This is a genomic window from Acidovorax soli (assembly GCF_014207955.1).
GTDB classification, from domain to species: domain Bacteria; phylum Pseudomonadota; class Gammaproteobacteria; order Burkholderiales; family Burkholderiaceae_C; genus Acidovorax; species Acidovorax soli_A.
The window spans coordinates 472,030-493,458 of the sequence record NZ_JACHLK010000003.1; the positions used below are offsets into that span (position 1 = coordinate 472,030).

The 21,429-nt window shown below is 68.1% G+C and carries 19 protein-coding genes; 5 read left to right on the plus strand and 14 right to left on the minus strand.

Features of this window, described 5'->3' with window-relative positions; genetic code table 11:
- Positions 1–10: 10 nt before the first annotated feature.
- The 3 genes from HNP48_RS10850 to HNP48_RS10860 are packed head-to-tail and all read right to left on the minus strand — an operon-like array spanning position 11 to position 2,831.
- Positions 11–1,021 (minus strand): fumarylacetoacetate hydrolase family protein, encoded by a 1,011-nt coding sequence (locus HNP48_RS10850; RefSeq protein ID WP_184856919.1) that lies wholly within the window; start codon positions 1,019–1,021, stop codon positions 11–13.
- The gene (locus HNP48_RS10855; RefSeq protein ID WP_184856920.1) at positions 1,018–1,833 is read right to left on the minus strand and encodes a cyclase family protein; all 816 of its coding nucleotides are present in this window, start codon (positions 1,831–1,833) and stop codon (positions 1,018–1,020) included. The genes HNP48_RS10850 and HNP48_RS10855 overlap by 4 nt, the downstream gene beginning before the upstream one ends.
- A gap of 14 nt (positions 1,834–1,847) precedes the next feature.
- Complete coding sequence (locus HNP48_RS10860) at positions 1,848–2,831, minus strand: tripartite tricarboxylate transporter substrate-binding protein (RefSeq protein ID WP_184856921.1); 984 nt, start codon at positions 2,829–2,831, stop codon at positions 1,848–1,850.
- Between the two features lie 172 nt (positions 2,832–3,003).
- Between HNP48_RS10860 and HNP48_RS10865 the strand changes: the two genes are divergently transcribed.
- Positions 3,004–3,735, plus strand: coding sequence for a TetR/AcrR family transcriptional regulator (locus HNP48_RS10865; RefSeq protein ID WP_184856922.1), 732 nt, complete (start codon positions 3,004–3,006; stop codon positions 3,733–3,735).
- Between the two features lie 268 nt (positions 3,736–4,003).
- Positions 4,004–5,146 (plus strand): porin, encoded by a 1,143-nt coding sequence (locus tag HNP48_RS10870; RefSeq protein WP_184856923.1) that lies wholly within the window; start codon positions 4,004–4,006, stop codon positions 5,144–5,146.
- A gap of 3 nt (positions 5,147–5,149) precedes the next feature.
- Here HNP48_RS10870 and HNP48_RS10875 read toward each other — a convergent pair whose 3' ends face one another.
- Both HNP48_RS10875 and HNP48_RS10880 read right to left on the minus strand, forming a co-directional pair.
- Positions 5,150–5,962 (minus strand): metallophosphoesterase, encoded by an 813-nt coding sequence (locus HNP48_RS10875; protein WP_184856924.1) that lies wholly within the window; start codon positions 5,960–5,962, stop codon positions 5,150–5,152.
- A 40-nt stretch (positions 5,963–6,002) separates the two neighbouring features.
- Complete coding sequence (locus HNP48_RS10880) at positions 6,003–7,100, minus strand: diacylglycerol kinase family protein (protein ID WP_184856925.1); 1,098 nt, start codon at positions 7,098–7,100, stop codon at positions 6,003–6,005.
- 236 nt (positions 7,101–7,336) lie between these two features.
- Between HNP48_RS10880 and HNP48_RS10885 the strand changes: the two genes are divergently transcribed.
- On the plus strand, positions 7,337–8,203 hold the full coding sequence (locus tag HNP48_RS10885) for a phosphatase PAP2 family protein (RefSeq protein ID WP_184856926.1): 867 nt from the start codon (positions 7,337–7,339) through the stop codon (positions 8,201–8,203).
- A 19-nt stretch (positions 8,204–8,222) separates the two neighbouring features.
- Here the strand turns inward: HNP48_RS10885 and HNP48_RS10890 are convergent, their stop codons facing one another.
- From HNP48_RS10890 to HNP48_RS10900, 3 genes are read right to left on the minus strand one after another with little or no spacing between them, the layout of a single operon-like run.
- The gene (locus tag HNP48_RS10890) at positions 8,223–10,079 is read right to left on the minus strand and encodes a CocE/NonD family hydrolase (protein WP_184856927.1); all 1,857 of its coding nucleotides are present in this window, start codon (positions 10,077–10,079) and stop codon (positions 8,223–8,225) included.
- 16 nt (positions 10,080–10,095) lie between these two features.
- On the minus strand, positions 10,096–11,064 hold the full coding sequence (locus tag HNP48_RS10895) for a tripartite tricarboxylate transporter substrate binding protein (RefSeq protein ID WP_184856928.1): 969 nt from the start codon (positions 11,062–11,064) through the stop codon (positions 10,096–10,098).
- A 49-nt stretch (positions 11,065–11,113) separates the two neighbouring features.
- A complete protein-coding gene (locus tag HNP48_RS10900; RefSeq protein WP_184856929.1) occupies positions 11,114–12,136 on the minus strand; it encodes a porin in 1,023 nt (340 codons plus the stop codon).
- Between the two features lie 188 nt (positions 12,137–12,324).
- On the opposite strand from HNP48_RS10900, the gene HNP48_RS10905 reads away from it, so the two are divergent.
- Entirely contained in the window at positions 12,325–13,230 is a 906-nt protein-coding gene (locus HNP48_RS10905) for a LysR family transcriptional regulator (protein WP_184856930.1), read from the plus strand.
- A gap of 16 nt (positions 13,231–13,246) precedes the next feature.
- Here the strand turns inward: HNP48_RS10905 and urtE are convergent, their stop codons facing one another.
- From urtE to HNP48_RS10935, 6 genes are all read right to left on the minus strand, one after another.
- The gene (gene urtE / locus HNP48_RS10910; RefSeq protein WP_184856931.1) at positions 13,247–13,939 is read right to left on the minus strand and encodes an urea ABC transporter ATP-binding subunit UrtE; all 693 of its coding nucleotides are present in this window, start codon (positions 13,937–13,939) and stop codon (positions 13,247–13,249) included.
- A gap of 894 nt (positions 13,940–14,833) precedes the next feature.
- On the minus strand, positions 14,834–15,709 hold the full coding sequence (gene urtD / locus HNP48_RS10915) for an urea ABC transporter ATP-binding protein UrtD (RefSeq protein ID WP_184856932.1): 876 nt from the start codon (positions 15,707–15,709) through the stop codon (positions 14,834–14,836).
- Positions 15,706–16,860 carry an urea ABC transporter permease subunit UrtC gene (urtC, locus tag HNP48_RS10920; RefSeq protein WP_184856933.1) on the minus strand — a complete coding sequence of 385 codons (1,155 nt, stop codon included), beginning with the start codon at positions 16,858–16,860 and terminating at the stop codon, positions 15,706–15,708. The genes urtD and urtC overlap by 4 nt, the downstream gene beginning before the upstream one ends.
- A 15-nt stretch (positions 16,861–16,875) precedes the next feature.
- Positions 16,876–18,456, minus strand: a complete 1,581-nt coding sequence (gene urtB, locus HNP48_RS10925; protein WP_184856934.1) for an urea ABC transporter permease subunit UrtB — start codon at positions 18,454–18,456, stop codon at positions 16,876–16,878.
- A 121-nt stretch (positions 18,457–18,577) separates the two neighbouring features.
- Positions 18,578–19,849, minus strand: a complete 1,272-nt coding sequence (gene urtA, locus HNP48_RS10930; protein WP_184856935.1) for an urea ABC transporter substrate-binding protein — start codon at positions 19,847–19,849, stop codon at positions 18,578–18,580.
- 266 nt (positions 19,850–20,115) lie between these two features.
- A complete protein-coding gene (locus HNP48_RS10935) occupies positions 20,116–20,574 on the minus strand; it encodes an Lrp/AsnC family transcriptional regulator (protein WP_184856936.1) in 459 nt (152 codons plus the stop codon).
- Positions 20,575–20,732: 158 nt separating this feature from the next.
- Here HNP48_RS10935 and HNP48_RS10940 point away from each other — a divergent pair, with 158 nt between their 5' ends.
- Positions 20,733–21,341, plus strand: coding sequence for a glutathione S-transferase (locus HNP48_RS10940; RefSeq protein WP_184856937.1), 609 nt, complete (start codon positions 20,733–20,735; stop codon positions 21,339–21,341).
- The last annotated feature ends 88 nt before the right edge of the window (positions 21,342–21,429 follow it).

Below are 21,429 nucleotides of genomic sequence, written 5' to 3' on the forward strand. Positions count from 1 at the left end.
CGTGCTCGCGTCACCGCTCAGCGACGGTCCCTGGGGCCTGCTGCACCACCTGGTCGAGCATGCCGAAAGGCCCGGCGCCGCCCTGACCGTCCAGCGCCAACATGCGCACCCGCTCGCCAAAGCGCAGAAAGGGCGTGCGCGGCGCGCCCTGGGCCAGGGTTTCGATCATGCGGCGCTCGGCAATGCAGCACGAGCCCATGGCCGCGTCGGCATTGGAGACGGTACCCGAGCCGATGAGGGTGCCGGCCGACAACCGGCGCGTGCGTGCCGCGTGGGCGATGAGTTCGCCAAAGTGGAAGTGCATGGCGCCGCCGTGCGGGTGACCACACCAGGCGTCGTTGCGGTGCACCTGCAGCTGCAGGTGCACGCGGCCCTCGCGCCAGGCCGGCCCCAGTTCGTCGGGCGTGACGGCGATGGGCGCGAAGGCCGTGGAAGGCTTGGCCTGCAGAAAGCCGAAGCCGCTCTTCGCCTCGCGCGGGCCGAAGCTGCGCAGGCTCCAGTCGTTGAGCAGCACCACCAGGCGCACATGCTGCAAGGCCTGCTGCGGGCCCACACCCATGGGCGTATCGCCCAGCACCACGGCGAATTCGCCTTCATAGTCGATGCCATCGTCTTCGCTGGGCAGCGGCACGGGGTCGTGCGGCCCGAGGAAGTCGTCGGCCGCGCCCTGGTACATGAGGGGAATGGTCTCGAAATCGGCGATGGGCGGGGTTTTGAAGGCCCGCTCCATGAGCCGGCCATGGTTCAGAAAGGCCGAGCCGTCGAGCCACTGGAAGCTGCGCGGCAGCGGCGCCGCACACTGCTGAGGATCGAACGGCAGGGCCCCCACGCTGGCACGGGCGTCGGGAATGTCGAGGGCCTGCGACAGGCGCGCGAGGCCCGGCTGCACCGCGTCCCAGCGCTGCAGCGCATCGAGCATCGTGGCCGCCACGGGGCTGGCGTCCACACAGTGGCTGGCGTCGGCCGAGACGACGACCAGGCGGCCATCCGGCTGGCCGTTCTTGAGGGTGGCGAGCTTCATGCCGCTTCCTTGTGCAGGGGGAGGACCGGATCGAAGATGGCGACCGCGCGCGTCCAGCCAGCTGACGCGCCGCGCACCTTGACCGGAAAGCACGCGATATAGAAGCCGCTCGCCGGCAGGGCTTCGAGGTTGTGCAGTTTTTCGAGGTGGCAATAGCCGATGTCGCGGCCGGCCTTGTGGCCTTCCCAGATCAGCGAGGCATCGCGGCTCTCGGCATAGCGCTCGGCGGTATAGGCAAACGGCGCATCCCAGCTCCAGGCATCGGTGCCGGTCAGGCGCACGCCGCGTTCCAGCAGGTACATGGTGGCCTCGTAGCCCATGCCGCAGCCGCTGCGGGTGTAGTGCGGCGTGCCGTAGGCGCTGCCGGCACGGGTGTTGACGACCACGATCTCCAGCGGCTGCAGGCGGTGGCCGATGCGTGCGAGCTCGGCCTCCACGTCGGCCGCCTGCACCACATAGCCATCAGGCAGGTGGCGAAAATCAAGCTTCACACCGGGCTGGAAGCACCAGTTCAGGTCCACCTCGTCGATGGACAGGGCGCGCTGGCCGCCGTCCATGGTGGAGGCGAAGTGGTAGGGCGCATCGAGGTGCGTGCCGTTGTGGGTGTTGAGCTGCACGTCTTCAACGGCCCAGGATTCGCCATCGGGCAGGTCTTCCTTGCGCACGCCGGGGAAGAAGCGTGCCAGGTCGTCGAAGCTCATGTGGTGGTCGATGTAGCTGATGCGCGGGCCCAGGCCGGGCGGGTCGGAGACGACATCGTTTTCAAGGTGCATCGAGATATCGACGATGCGGCGCGGGGATGCGATGGACATGGTGGAAGGCTTTCTCAGGATTCGGCGGTGAAACCGGTCTGCTTGATCAGGCCGCGCCACTGGTCGGCGTCGGCCTGCAGCATGCGGGCCAGCTCGGGGGCGCTGGAGGCGCGGATCTCCAGCCCGTACTGCTTGCCGAAGTCGACCACCTCGGGCTGGGTGAGCGCGGCCTGCAGCGCGTCGGAGGCGCGCTTGACCACCTCGGGCGCAGCCTTGCCGGGCAGGAAGAAGCCATACCACTCGCTGACCTTGAGCGGATAGCCCAGCTCCTGCAGCGTGGGCACCTGGGGCAGGAACACCGAGCGCTTGCCCCCGGCAATGGCCAGCACGCGCAGCTTGCCGCTCTTGGTGTGCTGCAGGTAGTCGCCAATGGGGCCCCAGAACGCGGGCACCTGCCCGCCCAGCAGGTCCTGCACGCCGGGCACGGTGCCGCGGTAGGCAATGTGGCGCATGTCGAGCTGGGTGATCTGCGACAGCAGCACGCCCACCATGTGCGGCATGGAGCCTGCGCCGGGGCTGCCGTAGTTGGCGTTGTTGGGGTTGGCCTTGAACCAGGCCAGGAAGTCGGCCAGCGTGCGCACGCTGTCGGGCACGCCCGGGCCCACGGCCAGGCCATGGTCGGTGTGCGCGGCCACCGAGACGGCCGTGACGTCGGCCAGCCCGTAGCGCAGCTTGGGGTAGGTGTAGGGGTAGATGGACAGCATGGACGAGGGCGTGATGAGCAGGTTGGTGCCGTCGGCCGCGCTGTCGCGCAGCGTGAGGATGCCGATCTGCCCGCCCGCGCCGGGCTTGTTCTCGACCACCACGGCGCCCGCGTACTTGCCGCGCATGCGGTCGGCCACGCGCCGGGCCAGGGCATCGATGGGGCCGCCTGCGGGAAAGCCGATGAGGATGCGCGCCACGTCGGGCATGGCCGTGGCGGCCCGGGCCGCGAAGGCCCAGGTGGAAGGCAGCAGCGCTGCGGCGGAAAGCTGGGTGAAACAGCGGCGGGTGGTCATGGGGTTTGTCTCCTGCGGAATGGACTGCAATGGCGGCGGCAAAGGGGGCTGGTCGAAGGCTGCAGGTCTGTTGCCGCACGCCTTTGCAAAAAATTATACGAACGTACAAAATCAATTTCACCAGGGTTTGTACGAGTGTTCAATTGTTTTGCACGAACGTATAAATCGGATCATGGCACGTACCAAATCCCCTGATTCCATCTCGCCCGAGGCGTCCCCTGCAGCGCCGCGCAAGCGCGCCACCGGCAAGGCCCTGGCCGGCGCCAACGACCAACTGGCCCCGAACCGGCAGGCCAACATCCTGCAGGCGGCCGAGCGGCTGTTTGCGGCACGCGGCTTCCACGGCGTGTCGATACGCGACATTGCCGACGAGGCCGGCGTGCCGCTGGCCCTGGTGGGCTACTACTACGGCCCCAAGCTGTCGCTGTACCACGCGATCTTTCGCGCGCATGCGGGCTACATCGACGTGCGGCTGCAGTCGCTGGCCGAGGCCCAGCGCGCCGCCGCGCCCGAGCACCTGCTGGACGAGATCGTCAAGGCCTTTGTGCTGCCGGTGCTGGAGGTGGCGAGCCAGCCCGCAGGCCAGCACTTCCTGCGGCTGCTGTCGCGCGGCATGAGCGACCACCTGGAGGAGGACGAGCCCATCATTCGCGAGCTGTTCGACCCGCTCGCGCATTCGTTCATCGACGCCATTGCCAGCGCCCTGCCCCAGGCCACGCGCGGCCAGGTGGCCTGGTGCTACCAGTTCGCGCTGGGTGCGCTGCTGCACCATGTGAACGACCGGCGCATCGAGCGCCTGTCGTTCGGCCAGAACCAGCCCGGCGACGCGGCCACAGCCGGGCCGCTGCTGGTGCGCTTCATCGCCCACGGCATGCGCGGCGCCTGCAGCGGCCCGGTGCACTGATGGCCCCGCAGTCCATGCGCCAGACCGGCGCGCCCTGACGCGGCGCCTGCCGCCCCACGACCGTTCTGCAACACGCCGGTGGCATGCCACCGGCGCGTGAGCCTGCGCGCGCCGCTGCGCCCCCAGCAGCAGCGCCAGCGATAGCGCCTGCCCGGCGCTCCATCCACCCACGCCCCGCCCCCCGGAACGCCCGCTCTGCGAGCGCGCCGTGGACAGGTGCGGCCCATCCCGCCTTCAACCATTCCCAACCAACGACAGGAGACACGCCATGAAATACCCCCTTCTCACCCCTGCCCTGCTGGCCAGTGCGCTGGCCACCTTCAACGCCACCCCAGTCCAGGCACAGCCCGCCGCCGGCCCGGGCCTGCAGCTCTATGGCCTGGTGGATGCCGCCGTGGGCCGCTTCGAGGGCGCAGCCGCTGGCGTGAATGCGCAGGACCGGGCCATCCGCAAGCTCGAAGGCGGCGGCATGTCCACCAGCCACTGGGGCGTGCGCGGCAACGAGGACCTGGGTGGCGGGCTCACGGCGGCGTTCGAGCTGTCGTCCTTCCTGCGCAACGACTCGGGTGCCAGCGGGCGCAGCGATGCCCTGCCCGCCCCGGTGAACGTGGCGGCCGACCCGGTGTTCTCGCGTGCGGCCTGGGTGGGGCTGGCGCACCCGGCCTGGGGGCGCGTGCGCCTGGGCAATGTCACCTCGCTGCTGTTCCTGAACAGCATCACCTCCAATGCCTTTGGTGACTCCACCGTGTTCGGGCCGCTGAACCTGGTGACTTTCATCGGTGCGCCGCTCACGGGCGGTACGGGCTGGGCGAACTCCGTGGTGTACGACAGCCCCACCTGGGCGGGCGTGAGCGCATCGGCGGCGCATGCGCTGTCAGAGGGCCAGGGCGGAGGCAACAGCGCCGTGCGCGTGGCCTACGGCCAGGGGCCGTTCGCAGCCTCGGTGGCCTGGCAAAGCGTGGCGAAGAACCCGGCCACCTTTGCCGATGGCACCTCGCCCAACGACACGCGGGCCTGGCAGCTCGCGGCCTCGTACGACTTCACGGCAGTGAAGGTGTTTGCCCATGTCGGCCGCATCCAGAACCGGGGGACGGCCGCCGTGCCACTCGACGTGGGCTACCGCGTGTGGGATGTGAGTGCCGCTGTGCCGCTGGGCGCAGGCCGGCTGCTGGCCGGCTATGCATCGCGCCGCACGGGCGATGCCGTGGGGCCGGTGCCGGCCACCGTGGCCGGGGGCAATGTGCAGCGCAGGGTCTTCACGGTGGGGTACGACCATTTCCTGTCGAAGCGCACCGACATCTACCTCATGGCGATGCGCGACAGCACGCGCACGCAGACCTTGCCGGCGCCGCCGCGTGTGCTCGATGCGCAGGGCACCAGCTTCGCGCTGGGCATGCGGCACCGCTTCTGAGGATCAGATGGCCAGGGCGCCGTTGGGATCATCCACCCACTGGCGCTGCACGCAGTGGAAGGCCGTGGTCTCTGGGTCATAGTCCCAGCGCGAGGCCCAGCGCTGCGCCTTGTCGGGGCTCCCCGGGTCGGCCTCGTGGCTCAGGATGACCAGGCTGTTGGGGTAGCCGTGGCGCAACCGGTGCGACACGGCCGTGCCGGCCTGGCTGACCCACAGGCCCGGCAGCGGCTGCAGCAGGCCGGCGGCATGGGCGTGGCCCGAGAGCAGCATCTGCGCGCCCGCATCGCGCCAGCGCAGCAGGGCTTCCTCGGCACGCGCGGGGCGGTGGGCCTTGTCCTGCGCATTGCGGGCCGTGAGCGGATGGTGGGCGACGACGATGCGCCAGGGCTCCTCGTAGGCCTCGGCCAGCTCTTTCTCGACGCGGGCGATCTGGGCGCCCGACAGGCTGCCCCGCTCATGGCGCCAGGGGCGCGTGGTGTTCACCCCGACGATGAAGAAGCGGCCCAGTTGGCGCACGGGCTCCAGGTCGGGGCCGAACTCCTGCCCGAAGCGCTGGTAGGCGCGGCCCCAGCGCAGCCACCAGGCAAACAGCGGCAGATCGTGGTTGCCGGGCAGCACCACCGCGGCACCCGCATCGAGGCCCCGGATGAAGCTGGCAGCCTGGGCGAATTGCTCCGGGGTGGCGCGCTGCGTGACGTCGCCCGAAACCACCACCACCGACACTCCGAGCTGGCGCGCCAGCGCCTGCACCGCGCGGCAGACCACGGGTTCGTGGGCACCAAAGTGCAGGTCGGACAGATGCATCAGTACGGACATGGGCGTAGGGTACAGGCGCGGGGCGGTATCAGTCCACCTTTCAGCCCGGCGCCGCGGCGGTGGCCCCCAGCACAGGCAGGGGCACCGCGGCAGGGGCCACGGGTGCCTCGGCGGTCACGCTCTCCTGCACCGCTTGCGGGGCGGCCGCGGGGTCGCGGTCGAGGGTGGTGCGGGTGACCAGCCACAGCGGCCTGTCGTGCACGCGAAAACGCAGCGGCGGCGCCATCCACTCGCGCTCGCCGTCGAAGGCCACCTTCACCTGCGCGGGGCGCCAGCTGGCCGGGGCCACGGTCATCTCGGCGCAGGCCATGCTCACCACGGCCGGGTCGCGCGCGAGCTGGCCCGTGGCGGCGTTCCATACCGTGCGGGCCACGGCCCGGCGGTGCTGGGGCTGCAGCAGGATGACCGCCAGTTGACCGCCTTCGGCGACCGACTTCGCTTGCGCCACCCCCATGCGATCGAGCTGCAGCGGGTTGTTGCCCACGAACAGCGTAGTGACCAGGTGTTCCTCCTGCTGGGCCTGCGCGCCTTCGTGCGTGCGCAGGATCACGCGCCAGCGGCGCCCGCCGGCGGGGCGGAACATGCTCCACACGGCCGACAGGATGGCCACCATGCGCGAGCGGCCAAAGCGCTTGGAGGCCATTTCGCGCTCGGCCAGCAGGCGCGGGTACAGGCCCACGGCGGCATTCACGACGAACATGCGGTCGTTGACGAAACCCACCTGCACAGGGCGCATGTCACCCTGCTCCATGGCGCGCAGCATGTCCTGCACGGCCACCTCGGGATCGAGCGCGAGGCCATGCTCGCGGCTGAAGTAGTTGAAGGTGCCCATGGGGATCACCCCCATGGGCACGCCCGCCTGCAGCGCCGCAGAGGCCACAGCATTGATGGTGCCGTCGCCGCCCGCGGCCACCACCAGCCCGGCATCGGCCTGGGCTGCGCGCACGGCCGAGTAGGCCAGGTCGACGATATCGCCGCGCTGGTCGGGCACATGCCACACCACATCGTGCGCATGCGCCGCGAAGGCGCCTTCGAGCTTGGCGCGCACCAGGTCGAAGTCGGCACCAGGGCGCTTGGGCACCACGAGGTGGATGCGCCCATGGGGATGGACGGCAGGAGGGCGTTCGGCAATGGTCATGGGTGCATGAAAACAGGCATGGGTCGGCGGCACGGGAGAACCATGATGGCACCGCCACCGGGTGATGGTGCCCGGCCCGCAGGCCAGGGCCTGTCAGCCACGGCGCTGTGCGCTTGTCGGCGCCTTGTCCTACATTCACAGCGGTTGCAAAGGGCTGTTGCGCGATGGGGTACAACCGGCACCCTTGCATGTTCCCATGACTTTTTCCGCATGCCCCTGACGAAAGCGCCGCCCCCATGATGATGCCGGATGCCCTTGCCATAGGCACCCTGGTTGCCAGCTCCCCGCTGGGCTGGTGGCTCGCAGGGCTGGTCCTGGCCAGTTTGGTAGGGCCCGCATCGCTGTGGGGATTGCGCGCGCTGCGCCGCCATGGCGGCCCCTTGCTGCACAAGGCACTGCCCACCCTCACGCCCATCGATGCGCGCTGGGTACTGCTGGCCGGGATGGCCGCAGCGGCCTGCGCCATGGTGCTGGCAGGCAGCGTGATGGCCGAGCTGGCCGAGAGCGGCAGCGAACGCGGCGCCAACGACTGGGGCGCGGTGGACGACGCGATTGCAGCCGGCCTGCGCCTGCAGGCGCCCGCCGAGGTGCTGCGGCTCTTCGCCACCCTGACCCACCTGGGCGACACCGCCGTGCTCACCACCTTGACCGCCGTGGTGGGTGCCGCGCTGTGGTGGCATGGCCAGCGGCTGCTGGCCACGGGCTGGCTGGCGGCCCTGGCGGGCAACGGGGCGCTGACGCGCATCCTGAAAAGCATCTTCGAACGTGCCCGGCCCGAGCACCTGCACCACGGCGTGGCCCAGGCCGATGGCTACAGCTTCCCCAGCGGGCACAGCAGTGCCTCGATGGTGGCCTACACCCTGCTGGCCTACCTGGCCACGCGCCTGCTGCCCGCGCGCTGGCACATGCCCTGTGCGGTGCTGGCCGGCATGCTGGTCTTCACCACGGGCTGGAGCCGCATGGTGCTGCAGGTGCACTACGCCAGCGACGTGCTCGCGGGCTGGCTGCTGGGCGGCACCTGGATGGTGTGCACGGTGCTGGTGATCGAGAGCGTGGCCCGCTGGCGCCAGGCAGCGCCGGCCGCCACGCCCGCGCGCAGCTGAGTACAGCCGCGCTGCATGCTCAGCGCAGCACCGGCAGCACCACCCGGGAGGGCCGGCCGGCCCCCATGTGCACGCTGTTGCGCGCCACCACGCGCGGCCCGGCGCTCCCCTCGGGCGCGCCGGTGTTGGGGTTCACATCGAAGCGGGGGAAGTTGCTGCTCGATACGTCCAGCCGGATGCGGTGCCCCTTGCGGAACAGGTTGGAAGTGGGCATGGGCTCGATGCTGATCTGCACCACCTCGCCCGGCTGCATCATCTCGGGCGACTCCCACGAGCGCCGGTAGCGGCAACGCAGAATGCCGTCGGTGAGGTTCATGGCGTAGCCTTCGGGGTAGTCTTCGCTGGGCGGGTACAGGTCGATCAGCTTGGCGGTGAAGTCGGTGTCGGGCGCCGTGGAAGACACCCACAGCTCGATGGTGATGGGGCCCGAAACCTCCAGATCGTCCTGCAGCACCGGTGTCTGGAAGACCAGCACATCGGGCCGCTGCGCCAGCGGGCCGTAAGGGGCCTGGGCACCGAAGGTCTGCGCGCTGCTGCGCTGGTCGTAGGCGCCCGCCACCATCAGGGGTTCGCCCGAGGTGATGGAGCCACCCAGCGTGGGCACCGGGCATGCGGGGTCGAAATCAAAGGCCAGCACATCGCCACGCCCTGGCGCCTGGGGTGACAGGCTGCCATCGGCCCCCAGGTACCAGGGAACGAAATCGGTACCGGGCAGGGGCCAGCGGCTGGCACTGCGCCAAGAGCCCCCATGGTCCAGCCGCCCCTCAGGTGTGCGCCGCCCCGAGCCGCCGCCCATGCGGAAGTAGCGCACGCCCTCGTCCAGGCCCTGCGGCAGGGGTGCGCCCTTGAGCCAGTGGTCGAACCAGGCCAGCCGCATGGCCACGTAGTCGGGCGCCAGCGCCCCATCGAGCACAGCGGCGGGGCCGAAGTCCACGTCGCCGGCGTACGGCACGCTGCGCTCGCCATGCGTCCAGGGACCGAGCACCATGCGCACGCCCTGGTTACCGCGCTGGGCCAGCCCGAGATAGTTGTCGGTGGTGGTCTGCGCATAAGGGTCCCACCAGCCGCACATCAGCATCACGGCCACGCCGTCGAGCGCGCCGTAGTGGCCCGCTGCGTACAGCTCGGGCTGGCGCCAGTAGGCGTCGAAGGCACCGCGCTCCCATTGGCCGAAGAGGTAGTCCTCGTACTCGGGCGCCCACTGCAGGGGCGAGTCGCCGCGCGACCAGGGCAGGCGCAGGAACCACTCGCCGATGTCGGCCTGCGCCAGGGCCTGGCGTGCGGCTTCGCCGAGCTGGGTGCTGCCGCTGCAGGCATTGCGCAGCGCCCAGACGGCCTGCTTGAGCTCGAACGCACCTCCGTGCCGTATGCCGCCGCGGTAGGCATTGGCAAAGCCCCCGCATTCGAGGAACATGGCCTTGAGCCCGACAGGCCGCTGGCTGGCCAGCGCGGTCTGGGTATGGGCTGCGTACGACAGGCCGTAGGTGCCCACGGCGCCGTTGCACCAGGGCTGGGCTGTGATCCATTGCAGGGTGTCGGCTCCGTCGTGGGCCTCGCCCAGGTACTTGGTGAACAGGCCTTCGGAATCGAAGCGGCCACGGCAGTCCTGCACCACCACGGCGTAGCCGGCCTTGGCAAAACGCGCGGCCACTTCGCCACGGCGCATGGGCGACGGATTGGCGGCGGTGCGCTCGCGCCGGGTCTCGGCGTTCTTGCCGTAAGGGGTGCGCTCCAGCAGCACGGGCAGCGGTCCCGCCATGCCAGCAGGCAGGTACAGGTCGGTGGCCAGGTGCACGCCATCGCGCATGGGCACGCGGTGGGTGTGCCGGGTCACGCCGCCGTGCGTGGCGGCGGCAGTCTGGGAAATCTGGGTCATGGAAGGGTTCCGCCGCTCAGTCGAGCTTGAGGTTGCGTTCCTTGACCAGCTTGGCCCAGCGCGCCGTGTCTTCCTGGATGAAGCGCGCCAGCTCCTGCGGCGTGGTGGGCGCCGGCTCGGCCCCCTGGGCCACGAGCAGGTTGGCCACCTCGGCATCGCCCAGCGAGGCGTTGAGCGCCCGGCTGACCTTGCTCACCACATCGGGCGGCGTGCCCGTGGGGGCGAACAGGGCGTACCAGATGTCGTACTCGAAGTCCTTCACGCCGGCCTCGGCCATGGTCGGCACCTGCGGGAAGGCGCGCGAGCGCTTGGCGCTGGCCACTGCCAGGGGCACGAGCCGGCCGGCCTTGATGTGCGCGAACACGCTGGGCACGGCGTTCATGCCCAGTTGCACATGGCCGCCCACCAGCTCGTTCACGGCGGGGCCGCCACCCTTGTAGGGGATCTGGACCATCTTAGTGCCCGTGGCCGCCTGGAACATCTCCATCGACAGGTGGCCGGGGCTGCCATTGCCGCTGGTGCTGTAGTTCAGCGTGCCCGGGCTCTTGCGCGCCAGGTCGACCAGCTCGCGCACCGTGCGCGCCTGCAGGCCAGGGTGCGTGGTGAGGATGGGCACGTTGACCACCACCCGCCCCACGGGCACGAAGTCGCGCGAGGGGTTGTAGGAGAGCTTGCTCGACAGCAGCGGTGCCGTGACCATGCCTGAGCCCGCCCCCATGAGCAAGGTGTAGCCATCGGCCGCCGAAGAGGTGACCGCCTGGAAGCCGTGCGCACCGGGCCGGTTGTCGACGACGACGGGCTGCCGCCATTGCTCCGACATCTTGCGCGCCACCACACGCATGGCCGTATCGGCAGCTGCCCCTGCCGGGAACGGGACCACGATGCGCACGGGCTTTTCAGGAAACTCGGCCGCCCCTGCGGCCAGGGGCTGGCCCACCAGAACGGAAAACGCCATCAGCGCGAGGACTTGCGGAATTCGGAACATGGTGCGGCTCGGGGTCGATGGCAAGAAGGAACGATGAAAGGACCGGGGTTCAGAAATCATGGCGCACTCCCGCACCCACGGCGCGCACGGCCACGTTGCTGCGGCTCGAATCGATGCCGTCGCGGTCGATGAAGGCCTGCAGTTCGGTGCGCTTGGACAGGGCATAGGTATACGCCACCTGCTGGCGCTTGCGCAGCCCCTGGCGCGAGGCCTGCACGTCGCGCTGCATCACATTGACCACCAGGGCGTGCTGGCCGGCGGAAAAGCGGCTGCCCACCAGCCAGTAGCCCACGTCGGCGCGTGCGGTGGCGCTGGTGGTGGCATAGCGGTCGCGGCCCAGCAGCACATAGGGCTCGACGGCGCCAAAATCGTAGCGCAGGCCTGCCTGCCATTTGCTTGCGAACTCGTTGGCCAGCAGGCCACCGGGGCGTGTGTCCTTGCCGTAGCCAATGCCCGCGGACCAGGGGCCGTCCACGTAGTTCAGGCCCAGATCGAGCGACTTGGCGCCGTTTTCCTGCTCTGGCGTTTTGGCGTCGCCGCGCAGGTAGTAGCGCGCACGCAGGTTCACACCGCCCCAGGTCGGGCTCTGGTAGCCCAGCGAATTGGAGGTGCGGTTGCGCGCATTGAGGATGGAGGTGCCGATGGCCGTGGCCCCGGCGTCGTTGGCCGCGAACGAGGTGATGCGCGTGACCTGCGAGTACAGCGGCGAGCCCGTGGGATTGGCCGAATCAAGCCGGCCCAGTGCCAGTGTGCCCAGGCCGCCGCGCAGCGCCACGTAGCTGTTGCGGAATGCGGGCGTGGTGGCGGCGCCCGAGTCGGCTTCAAGCCCCATCTCCAGGCCGAACAGCGCGGCCATGCCGTCGCCCAGGTCTTCCTTGCCGCGAAAGCCCAGGCGCGAGGCGTTGTCGCGCTCTTCCATCACGGAGCCGGCATGGCCGACCTTGACGTTGTTGACGGTAAGCCGCACCTGGCCGTAGACCTGCAGGTCTTGCGTTTGCGCTGCGGCGGGTGTGCCGGCAGACAGGAATACCAGGCCGCTGGCAGCCAGCGCGGCGGGGGAAATGGGCCTCATGAATCTCGCTCCTCGAACAGGGTGTGGGTTCAGACGCCACGAATTCTGTGGAGCGAGGCGGGTCCTCACAACGCTATGACAAAGCCGTATTACCCTATGCGGATTGCGGCGCGTTTGCACCCGCACGGCAGCGGTGCAAAGATGCACGCACGCACGCACCCGGCAACCCACACGGCTGACTCGCCCCCATGAACTTCAAGCAGCTCGAGGCCTTCCACGCCATCATGCTCAGCGGCTCGACCACCGCGGCGGCCGAGCGCCTGGGCCTGTCGCAGCCCGCCGTCAGCCGGCTGCTGGCCCAGCTGGAGGAAAGCCTGTCCCTGCGCCTGTTCGTGCGCGAGAAGGGGCGGCTGACACCGACGGCCGAAGCCCAGGCCCTGCGCAGCGATGCCCAGGGGCTGATGGACTCGGCCCAGTGCTTTCGCCGGCATGCCGAGCAGTTGCGCCTGGGCGGGTTCCGGCGCCGGCTGCTCAAGGTGGCGGTGCCCAACACGCTGGCCACCACGCTGATGCCCACGCTGGCGCAGCGCTTCATGCAAACGCATCCGGACGTGGTGGTGGAGGTGCTCTCGGGCTCGTACAGCGATGCCGAGCAGGCCCTGCTCGGCCGCGAGGCGGACATTGGCCTGGTGCGCCTGCCCATGGAAATGCAGGGGCTGAGCACCCGCGCCACATTGGAATCCGAGGCCGTGTGCATCATGCCCAAGGGCCATGCGCTGGAGCAGTTGGCCGAGGTGAGCCCCGACGACCTGATTGACTGCAGCCTGGTCCTGCTGGGCCGCCAGCGCCAGATACGCCACGAGATCGACATGGCCTTCCGCCAGAAGCGCGTGCAGCCGCGCGTGGCGCTGGAAGTGCATTCGGTGAGCGAGGCCTGTGCCCATGTGGCGCAGGGGCTGGGCGTGTCCATCGTCAATGCGCTGCTGGCACGGCATTGCCCGATGGGCGGCGTCACCTCGCGGCCGTTCAAGCCGCACATCGCCTACCAGTTGGCCATCGCCACGCTGAGCCATGCACCGGCCTCGCCCCTGCACGACACCTTCACGCAGTTGCTGGTGGAGGCGATGGTGCAGCAGCCCGCCAAGGCGGGCTGAATGAGCCCGCGCCCGATCAGATCGCAACCAGGTTGCGGATGCCCTTGCTTTCCATCTCGCTGCCCGGCCCGCGGGCGATGACCTCGCCACGCTCCATGACGAGGTACTGGTCGGCCAGTTCCTGCGCGAAGTCGTAGTACTGCTCGCACAGCAGGATGGCCATCTCGCCCTTGTCGGCGAGCATGCGGATAACGCGGCCGATGTCCTTGATGATGCTGGGCTGGATGCCTTCGGTGGGTTCGTCCAGGATCAGCAGGCGCGGCCCGGGCGCGAGGGCCCGCGCAATGGCCAACTGCTGCTGCTGCCCGCCCGAGAGGTCGCCCCCGCGGCGGCGCAGCATCTGCTTGAGCACGGGGAACAGCTCGTACAGGTGGGGCGGCACGGGGGTGGCGCCGCTCTTGTAGGCCAGGCCCATGCGCAGGTTCTCTTCCACCGTGAGGCGGCCGAAGATCTCGCGGCCCTGGGGCACGAAGCCGATGCCGGCGCGGGCGCGGTCATAAGGGGCGGTCTTGTCGATGGGCTTGCCATCGAACTGGATGGAGCCGCTCTTGATGGGGACCAGGCCCATGAGGCTTTTGAGCAGGGTGGTCTTGCCCACGCCGTTGCGGCCGAGGAGGACGGTGACCTTGCCGGGTTCGGCGGTGAGGCTCACGTCGCGCAGGATGTGGGAGCCGCCGTAGTACTGGTTGATGTTTTGGACGGTGAGCATTTTTTTCTGCCTCTGTCGGTCAAGGGTTCGGGGCTATGGTTGCTGCTGTTGCTTTGCCGAGGGCGGAGGCCGGGATGTGCGCCCGGCGGCGCACCCACTTTCTTTTGCGTCGCCAAAAGAAAGTGGGCAAATAAAAGGCGACCCCCAGTCTGCGTCCCTCCGCTTCGCTGCGGGCAACCTGCGATGCTCGGAACTGGGGTGGTGCCGCAGAACTCGCTGCGTTCTTCGAACTCCGCTCAAACAGCTGCGGCAAGCTAGACGACGAAGCGTGTGTGTCCTTCGGCACACACGCCCACCCCAGTTCCTGCGCTTCTCGGCGCAGCCAGAAGGGGTGGGGAGCGGGGTCAAAAACGGCTGCTGCTGCGCAGCTGCGCCGGGTGTCGGTTACGCGCTGCGCGCTGCCGACGCAACTGGCGCGAGCGCTCTGGCGAGCCGAGCGCAGCGAAGGACCACGTGGCCGAGCGAAGCAATGGCCCGTATGGAGCCCGCTCCCACCCCCTTCTGACCGTGCCGAGAAGCGCAGGGCCTGGGGTGAGCGCGTGCCGAAGGACACGCGCATCGTTGTCTGACTCACCGCGGTTGTTTGAGCGGAGTTCACCCGCAGGGCGAACGCAGCGAGTTCCGCGGTGCACCCCAGGACCGAGCATCGCAGGCTGCCCCCTCGCCACCGGCGAGGGGGACACGGGCAGCGGGGTCGCCTTTCTTTTGGGTACTTTTCTTTGGCGAAGCAAAGAACAAGTACCTCGGCCGCCGGGCCGAGACCCGGCTCCCGCACTTGGGATGGGCATGCTGCAATCACTGACCAAAGGTCGCCAAAACAAGCTTGCGCAGCCGGGCGCTCATCCCGGCTCCCACCCTTCATCAAAGCATGCGACACAAAAAGAGGCCCAGACATCACCGCCCCAAATAAACCTCAATCACCCGCTCATCCGCCTGCACCTGATCCAAAGTCCCCTGCGCCAACACAGCCCCATCGCACAACACCGTGACGATCTCCGAGATCGTCCGAATGAACCCCATGTCATGCTCCACCACCATGAGGGAGTGCTTGCCCTTCAAGGTCAAAAACAGCTCGGCCGTCCGCGCCGTCTCGTCGTCGGTCATGCCAGCGACAGGCTCATCGAGCAACAACAGCTTCGGGTCCTGCATCAGCAGCATCCCGATCTCCAGCCACTGCTTTTGCCCGTGGCTCAGGTTGCCCGCCATGCGCGACACGCTGCCCGCCAGGTGGATGGTGTGCAGCACCTCGGCCAGGCGGTCGGACTGGCCCGAATCCAGGCGGAAGAACATGCTGGATTTGACGCCCTTGTGGGTCTTGAGGGCGAGCTCCAGGTTCTCGAACACGGTCAACTGCTCGAACACCGTGGGCTTCTGGAACTTGCGGCCGATGCCCAGGCTCGCGATCTCGGGCTCGTTGTGGCGCAAGAGATCGATGGTGCTGCCAAAGAACACGGTGCCGCTGTCGGGGCGGGTCTTGCCGGTGATGATGTCCATCATCGTGGTCTTGCCCGCACCATTGGGGCCGATGATGCAGCGCAGCTCGCCGGGGGCGATATCGAGGCTCAGGTTGTTGATGGCCTTGAAGCCGTCGAAACTCACGTTGACGTCTTCGAGGTACAGGATGCGGCCATGGGCCACGTCCACCTCGCCGGGCATGGCCAGGCGCGAGAAGCCGGCGGCGCGGCCGCCCGATTCGGTCCGGCCCGTCGGGGTCGGAACCACCTGGCCCTGCAGGCGGCGCGCGCCCTCTTCCATCAGGTCCGGGGTCATGCAGCACCTTCCTTCTTGTCGTTGTTGTTGTTCTTGTTGCCGAAACCGAACTTCTTCACCAAACCCACTACCCCATTGGGCAGGAACAGCGTGACGGCAATGAACAGCGCCCCCAGGAAGTACAGCCAGAACTCAGGCGCGGTCACGGTGAGCCAGCTCTTGGCGCCGTTGACGATGAAGGCACCGACGATGGGGCCGATCAGCGTGGCGCGCCCACCCACGGCCGCCCAGACCGCGATCTCGATGGAGTTGGCGGCGCTCATCTCGCCGGGGTTGATGATGCCGACCTGGGGCACGTACAGCGCGCCGGCCACGCCGCACATCATGGCGCTGATGGTCCAGATGGTGAGCTTGTAGGGCAGCGGCGAGTAGCCCGAGAACATGACGCGGGTCTCCGCATCGCGCACGGCCTGCAGCACGCGGCCGAACTTGCTGCGCACCAGCCAGCGCGCCAGCAGGAAGAAGCCGAGCAGCGCCACCCCCGTCATCACGAACAGCAGCATGCGCATGTTCTGCGTGGCAATCGGCTGGCCCAGGATGCGCTTGAAGTCGGTGAAGCCGTTGTTGCCGCCAAATCCCGTCTCGTTGCGGAAGAACAGCAGCATGGCCGCATACGTCATGGCCTGGGTGATGATGGAAAAATACACGCCCTTGATGCGCGAGCGGAAGGCGAAGTAGCCGAACACGAAGGCCACGATGCCGGGCACAGCCAGCACCAGGATGAGCGTGGCGACAAAGCTGTCGGACAGCATCCAGTGCCAGGGCAGCTCCTTCCAGTCGAGAAACACCATGAAGTCGGGCAGGTCGCTTTGGTAGTTGCCATCGCGGCCGATCTGGCGCATGAGGTACATGCCCATCACGTAGCCGCCCAGCGCAAAGAACAGGCCGTGGCCCAGGCTCAAGATCCCCGTATAGCCCCAGATCAGGTCCATGGCCAGCGCGCAGATGGCGTAGCACATGATCTTGCCGAGCAGCGCGACGGCATAGTCGGACAGGTGCAGCGGGCTGCCGGCCGGCACCCAGAGGTTGAGCAACGGCGCCACGGCACACACCACGATGAGCGCCACGATGAAAGCCGACCAGCCGCCGCGCGTGAGCAGCGGCGCGGGTGCGGGCAATTGCAGAGAAGAAGGAGAAGACTTGGTGGTCATGGTATGGCTCGCCCTTCAGTCCGCAGTGCGGCCTTTCACGGCGAAGATGCCCTGCGGCCGCTTCTGGATGAAGATGATGATGAACACCAGCACGGCGATCTTGGCCAGCACGGCGCCCGTCCAGCCTTCGAGGAACTTGTTGAGCACGCCCAGGCCCAGCGCGGCATACACGGTGCCGGCCAGCTGGCCCACGCCGCCGAGCACCACCACCATGAACGAATCGACGATGTAGCCCTGGCCCAGGTCGGGGCCCACGTTGCCCACCTGGCTGAGCGCGCAGCCTGCGAGGCCTGCAATGCCCGAACCCAGCGCGAAGGCATACGTGTCCACGCGGGCAGTGTTCACGCCCATGCACGAGGCGATGGGGCGGTTCTGCGTGACGCCGCGCACGAACAGGCCCAGGCGCGTGCGGCTGATGAGAAAGGCCACGCCCCCGAGCACCGCGAGCGCGAAGGCGACAATGATGAGCCGGTTCCAGGGCAGTTGCAGGTTTTCCATGAGCTGCACGCCGCCGCTCATCCACGAGGGGTTTTCCACCCCCACGTTCTGCGCGCCGAACACGCTGCGCACCAGTTGCTGCAGCATGAGGCTGATGCCCCAGGTGGCCAGCAGCGTCTCCAGCGGGCGGCCATAGAGGAAGCGGATCACCCCGCGCTCAAGCACCGCGCCCATGAGGGCGGAGGCCAGGAATGCGGCAGGCACGGCCGCCACCAGGTACCAATCGAATGCGCCGGGAAAGTAGCGCTGGAACACGCCCTGCATGACGTAGGTGGCATAGGCGCCGATCATCATCAGCTCGCCATGCGCCATGTTGATCACGCCCATGAGGCCGTAGGTGATGGCCAGGCCCAGCGCCACCAGCAGGAGGATGGAGCCCAGGCTGATGCCCGAGAACATGGCTGCCAGGCGCTCGCCCCACTGCAGGCGCTCTTCCACGGCCTTGAGGGCCGTCTGCAGGGCGGACTTGACCTTGGCATCCTCTTCATTGCGCAGTTGCTCCAGCAGCACGGTGCGCGTGGCAGGGTTGGCGCTGGTGGCCAGCAGTTGGGCGGCCTCCAGGCGCTTGGCGGCATCGCTGCTGCTGATCAGGATGCGTGCGCGGATGGTCTCCAGGCGGGTCTTGAGGCCTGCGTCCTGCTCGGCGGCCAGGGCCTTTTCGATCAGGGGCAGGCGGGCCTCGTCGGTCTCTTCGCGCAGGGCGTCGATGGCCTTGCGGCGCTGGCCGATGTCCGTGGACATGAGCTGCAGCGAGGCGAGTGCGGTGTCGAACTCGCCGCGCATGCGGTTGTTGTTGACGATGTCTTCTGCGTCGTCGGGCACGGGCACCTCGGCGCCGGTCACGGGGTCCAGCCCCTTGTCGTCCTTGATGACGATGGCCTTGTCGCCGGCGATCTTGACCGCGTCCTCGCCCATGGCGCGGATGAAGGCGATGGTGGCCTCGTCGGGCGTGGCGATGGCGGCCTGCAGCGCGGCGATGCGCTCATCGGTGTCGCCGGCCGCCATGGCGCGCGCAGCCTCGGCCGTGAGCGCATGCGCCTGCACGGCTGCGCACAGCAGCAGGCAGGCAAACAGGCGGGGAATGAGGGATGAAAACATAGCGGCCAGTGGCGTCAGGGGAATGCGGCGGTGCGCTGGCGTCGCCCCTGGCTTCCATGCGAACCACGCAAGCCAGGGGGAAAGAAGGGAGGCGCATTGCACCTCCCGGAACCTGCAACGATCAGAGCTTGCTCTTGCCGTCCGGCTCGTCCTTCTTCTTGTCGTTGCCTTCGATGAAGGGCGACCATGGCTTGGCCTTCACAGGGCCAGGCGTCTTCCACACCACGTTGAACTGGCCATCGGCCTTGATTTCGCCGATGAACACGCTCTTGTGCAGGTGGTGGTTCTTCTCGTCCATCTTGGAGACGATGCCCGACGGTGCCTTGAAGGTCTGGCCGGCCATGGCGGCGATCACCTTGTCCACATCGGTGCTCTTGGCCTTCTCGACGGCCTGCTTCCACATGTTGATGCCGATGTAGGTGGCTTCCATCGGGTCGTTGGTGAGTGGCTTGTCCTTGTGGCCGGCGATGCCCTTGGCCTTGGCGTAGTCGCTCCACTTCTTGATGAACTCGGTGTTGGCCGGACTCTTGATGGACTGGAAGTAGTTCCAGGCAGCCAGGTGGCCCACCAGGGGCTTGGTGTCCACACCGCGCAGCTCTTCCTCGCCCACGGAGAAGGCGACGACCGGCACGTCCTTGGCCTTCAGGCCGGCATTGCCCAGTTCCTTGTAGAAGGGCACGTTGGAGTCGCCGTTGATGGTGGAGACCACGGCCGTCTTGCCGCCCTGGCTGAACTTCTTGATGTCGGCCACGATGGTCTGGTAGTCCGAGTGGCCGAAGGGGGTGTACTTCTCGTCGATGTCGCTGTCCTTCACGCCCTTGGACTTGAGGTAGGCGCGCAGGATCTTGTTGGTGGTGCGGGGGTAGACGTAGTCGGTGCCCAGCAGCACCCAGCGCTTGGCGCTGCCGCCGTCCTTGCTCATCAGGTAGTCCACCGCGGGGATGGCCTGCTGGTTGGGCGCGGCACCGGTGTAGAACACGTTCTTGGACAGCTCTTCGCCTTCATACTGCACGGGGTAGAACAGCAGGCCGTTCATTTCCTCGACCACGGGCAGCACGGACTTGCGGCTCACCGAGGTCCAGCAGCCGAAGATCACCGAAACCTTGTCCTGGCCCAGCAGCTGCTTGGTCTTTTCGGCGAACAGGGGCCAGTTGGAGGCCGGGTCCACCACCACGGGTTCGAGCTTCTTGCCCAGGACACCGCCCTTGGCGTTGATCTCGTCGATGGCCATCAGCACGGTGTCTTTCAACACGGTTTCCGAGATGGCCATGGTGCCCGAGAGGCTGTGCAGGATGCCGACCTTGATGGTGTCCTGCGCATGGGCTGGCAGTGCAGACAGGCCAGCGAGCGTAGCGACGGCCGCGAGGGCCTTGAGGGAATAACGACGTTGCATGTGTGCTTCTCCAGTGGAAGGGTGGTGGTTCATCAACAAACCGCTTCGCCCGATGGCACCTGGATGGGTGCCTTGGTCGGTCGATGGAATGGATTCTGGAGACAGCCCCCGGGATCGGAAATACGCCGGGTGGCGTACACGGCTGGTTACGTGGAGGGCCGCGATACCTATTCCGCCCATGCCAGATGGGCAGATTCAGCTATCAAAAGGAGAGTACCCTGCGCGCCTGCGGCGTACGCCACGCGCGGTGCGCTGCGGCCAGCCGCTCAGCGCGCCGGCCGCTGGAGCGCGTGCACGGTGGTGGTCTTGCGCACCGGGCTGGACAGCACCAGCGAGGTGGTCACGCCGCCGTGCCGGGCCAGCGCATCGACCACGCGCTGCAGGTCCCCGGGCTCGGCAATGGCGCAGCGCACGATGAAGCAGTCTTCGCCGGTGACGCGGTCGGCCTCCAGCACCTCGGGCATGCTCTCGAACAGCTTCACATAGGGCGCGATGCCGGCATGCGTGGTCTGGATGCGGATGAGGGCCTGCAGCCGCACACCGATGGCGCGCAGGTTGACGCGCGCGCCATAGCCCTCGATGACGCCCGCGTCTTCGAGCTTGCGCACGCGCTCGCTCATGGCCGGCTGCGACAGGCCGATGCGCTTGCCCAGCGCGGCCAGGCTCTGGCGGGCATCGGTCTGCAGGGCTTCGAGGATGAGCCAATCCTTCTTGTCGAGTTCCATCGTGCGGTGTGTTGAGCAGGGGTTGCGCCGGTGCCGATCATCCATCGGTTTGGCCTCCATTATTCCGATGACCGCAGCTTCACGCAGCACCGGCATGCCTCTATGGTGCATGACCTGCGGCCCGTGGTGGCCGGTGCTTTTTTTGAGGAAACAGACCCATGCAGCTGGTTGGAATGCTCGACTCCCCCTTTGTCCGCCGCGTCGCCATCGCGCTCACGGTGCTCGATGTGCCGTTCACGCACCTGCCGCTGTCGGTGTTCAGCACCTTCGAGGCCTTCGGCCGCATCAACCCCGTGGTCAAGGCGCCCACCCTGGTTTGCGACGACGGCGGTGTGCTCATGGACTCGACACTGATACTGCAATGGGCGGTCACGCAGTCGGCGCGCCGGCTTCAGCCCCCGGGCGGCCCGGCCCTGCAGCGCGAGCTGCGCCTGACCGGACTGGCGCTAGCCGCCTGCGAAAAGGCGGTGCAGATCGTCTACGAGCACCAGCTGCGCCCTGCCGGCAAGCTGCACGCCCCCTGGCTGGACCGGGTGACGGGCCAGCTGCTGGCTGCCTGTGCGCTGCTGGAGGATGAGCTGGTGCGCGCCCCCCTGCCCGACCCCGCGCAGGAGATCGGCGATGCCGGGATCACCACCGCCGTGGCCTGGGACTTCATGCAGATGATGGTGGCGCAGGTGGTGGAGGCGGCACGCTACCCGGCACTGGCCGCCTATTCCGTGCAGGCAGAGCGGCTGCCCGCGTTTGTGGCGCTGCCGGCACGCTGAAAGCGCTGCAGTAGCCACCCCAGGGCAACGATCTGCCCGTTGTGTCGCCTAGGCGTTGTCCACAACCCCCGCCCCCGGTTTACGATGG

What these genes read in the sequence shown, in the direction of transcription:
- HNP48_RS10850 (WP_184856919.1), bottom strand. Translation starts at nt 1,021, where the DNA reads ATGAAGCTCGCCACCCTCAAGAACGGCCAGCCGGATGGCCGCCTGGTC.
- HNP48_RS10855 (WP_184856920.1), bottom strand. Translation starts at nt 1,833, where the DNA reads ATGTCCATCGCATCCCCGCGCCGCATCGTCGATATCTCGATGCACCTT.
- HNP48_RS10860 (WP_184856921.1), bottom strand. Translation starts at nt 2,831, where the DNA reads ATGACCACCCGCCGCTGTTTCACCCAGCTTTCCGCCGCAGCGCTGCTG.
- HNP48_RS10865 (WP_184856922.1), top strand. Translation starts at nt 3,004, where the DNA reads ATGGCACGTACCAAATCCCCTGATTCCATCTCGCCCGAGGCGTCCCCT.
- HNP48_RS10870 (WP_184856923.1), top strand. Translation starts at nt 4,004, where the DNA reads ATGAAATACCCCCTTCTCACCCCTGCCCTGCTGGCCAGTGCGCTGGCC.
- HNP48_RS10875 (WP_184856924.1), bottom strand. Translation starts at nt 5,962, where the DNA reads ATGTCCGTACTGATGCATCTGTCCGACCTGCACTTTGGTGCCCACGAA.
- HNP48_RS10880 (WP_184856925.1), bottom strand. Translation starts at nt 7,100, where the DNA reads ATGACCATTGCCGAACGCCCTCCTGCCGTCCATCCCCATGGGCGCATC.
- HNP48_RS10885 (WP_184856926.1), top strand. Translation starts at nt 7,337, where the DNA reads ATGATGATGCCGGATGCCCTTGCCATAGGCACCCTGGTTGCCAGCTCC.
- HNP48_RS10890 (WP_184856927.1), bottom strand. Translation starts at nt 10,079, where the DNA reads ATGACCCAGATTTCCCAGACTGCCGCCGCCACGCACGGCGGCGTGACC.
- HNP48_RS10895 (WP_184856928.1), bottom strand. Translation starts at nt 11,064, where the DNA reads ATGTTCCGAATTCCGCAAGTCCTCGCGCTGATGGCGTTTTCCGTTCTG.
- HNP48_RS10900 (WP_184856929.1), bottom strand. Translation starts at nt 12,136, where the DNA reads ATGAGGCCCATTTCCCCCGCCGCGCTGGCTGCCAGCGGCCTGGTATTC.
- HNP48_RS10905 (WP_184856930.1), top strand. Translation starts at nt 12,325, where the DNA reads ATGAACTTCAAGCAGCTCGAGGCCTTCCACGCCATCATGCTCAGCGGC.
- urtE (WP_184856931.1), bottom strand. Translation starts at nt 13,939, where the DNA reads ATGCTCACCGTCCAAAACATCAACCAGTACTACGGCGGCTCCCACATC.
- urtD (WP_184856932.1), bottom strand. Translation starts at nt 15,709, where the DNA reads ATGACCCCGGACCTGATGGAAGAGGGCGCGCGCCGCCTGCAGGGCCAG.
- urtC (WP_184856933.1), bottom strand. Translation starts at nt 16,860, where the DNA reads ATGACCACCAAGTCTTCTCCTTCTTCTCTGCAATTGCCCGCACCCGCG.
- urtB (WP_184856934.1), bottom strand. Translation starts at nt 18,456, where the DNA reads ATGTTTTCATCCCTCATTCCCCGCCTGTTTGCCTGCCTGCTGCTGTGC.
- urtA (WP_184856935.1), bottom strand. Translation starts at nt 19,849, where the DNA reads ATGCAACGTCGTTATTCCCTCAAGGCCCTCGCGGCCGTCGCTACGCTC.
- HNP48_RS10935 (WP_184856936.1), bottom strand. Translation starts at nt 20,574, where the DNA reads ATGGAACTCGACAAGAAGGATTGGCTCATCCTCGAAGCCCTGCAGACC.
- HNP48_RS10940 (WP_184856937.1), top strand. Translation starts at nt 20,733, where the DNA reads ATGCAGCTGGTTGGAATGCTCGACTCCCCCTTTGTCCGCCGCGTCGCC.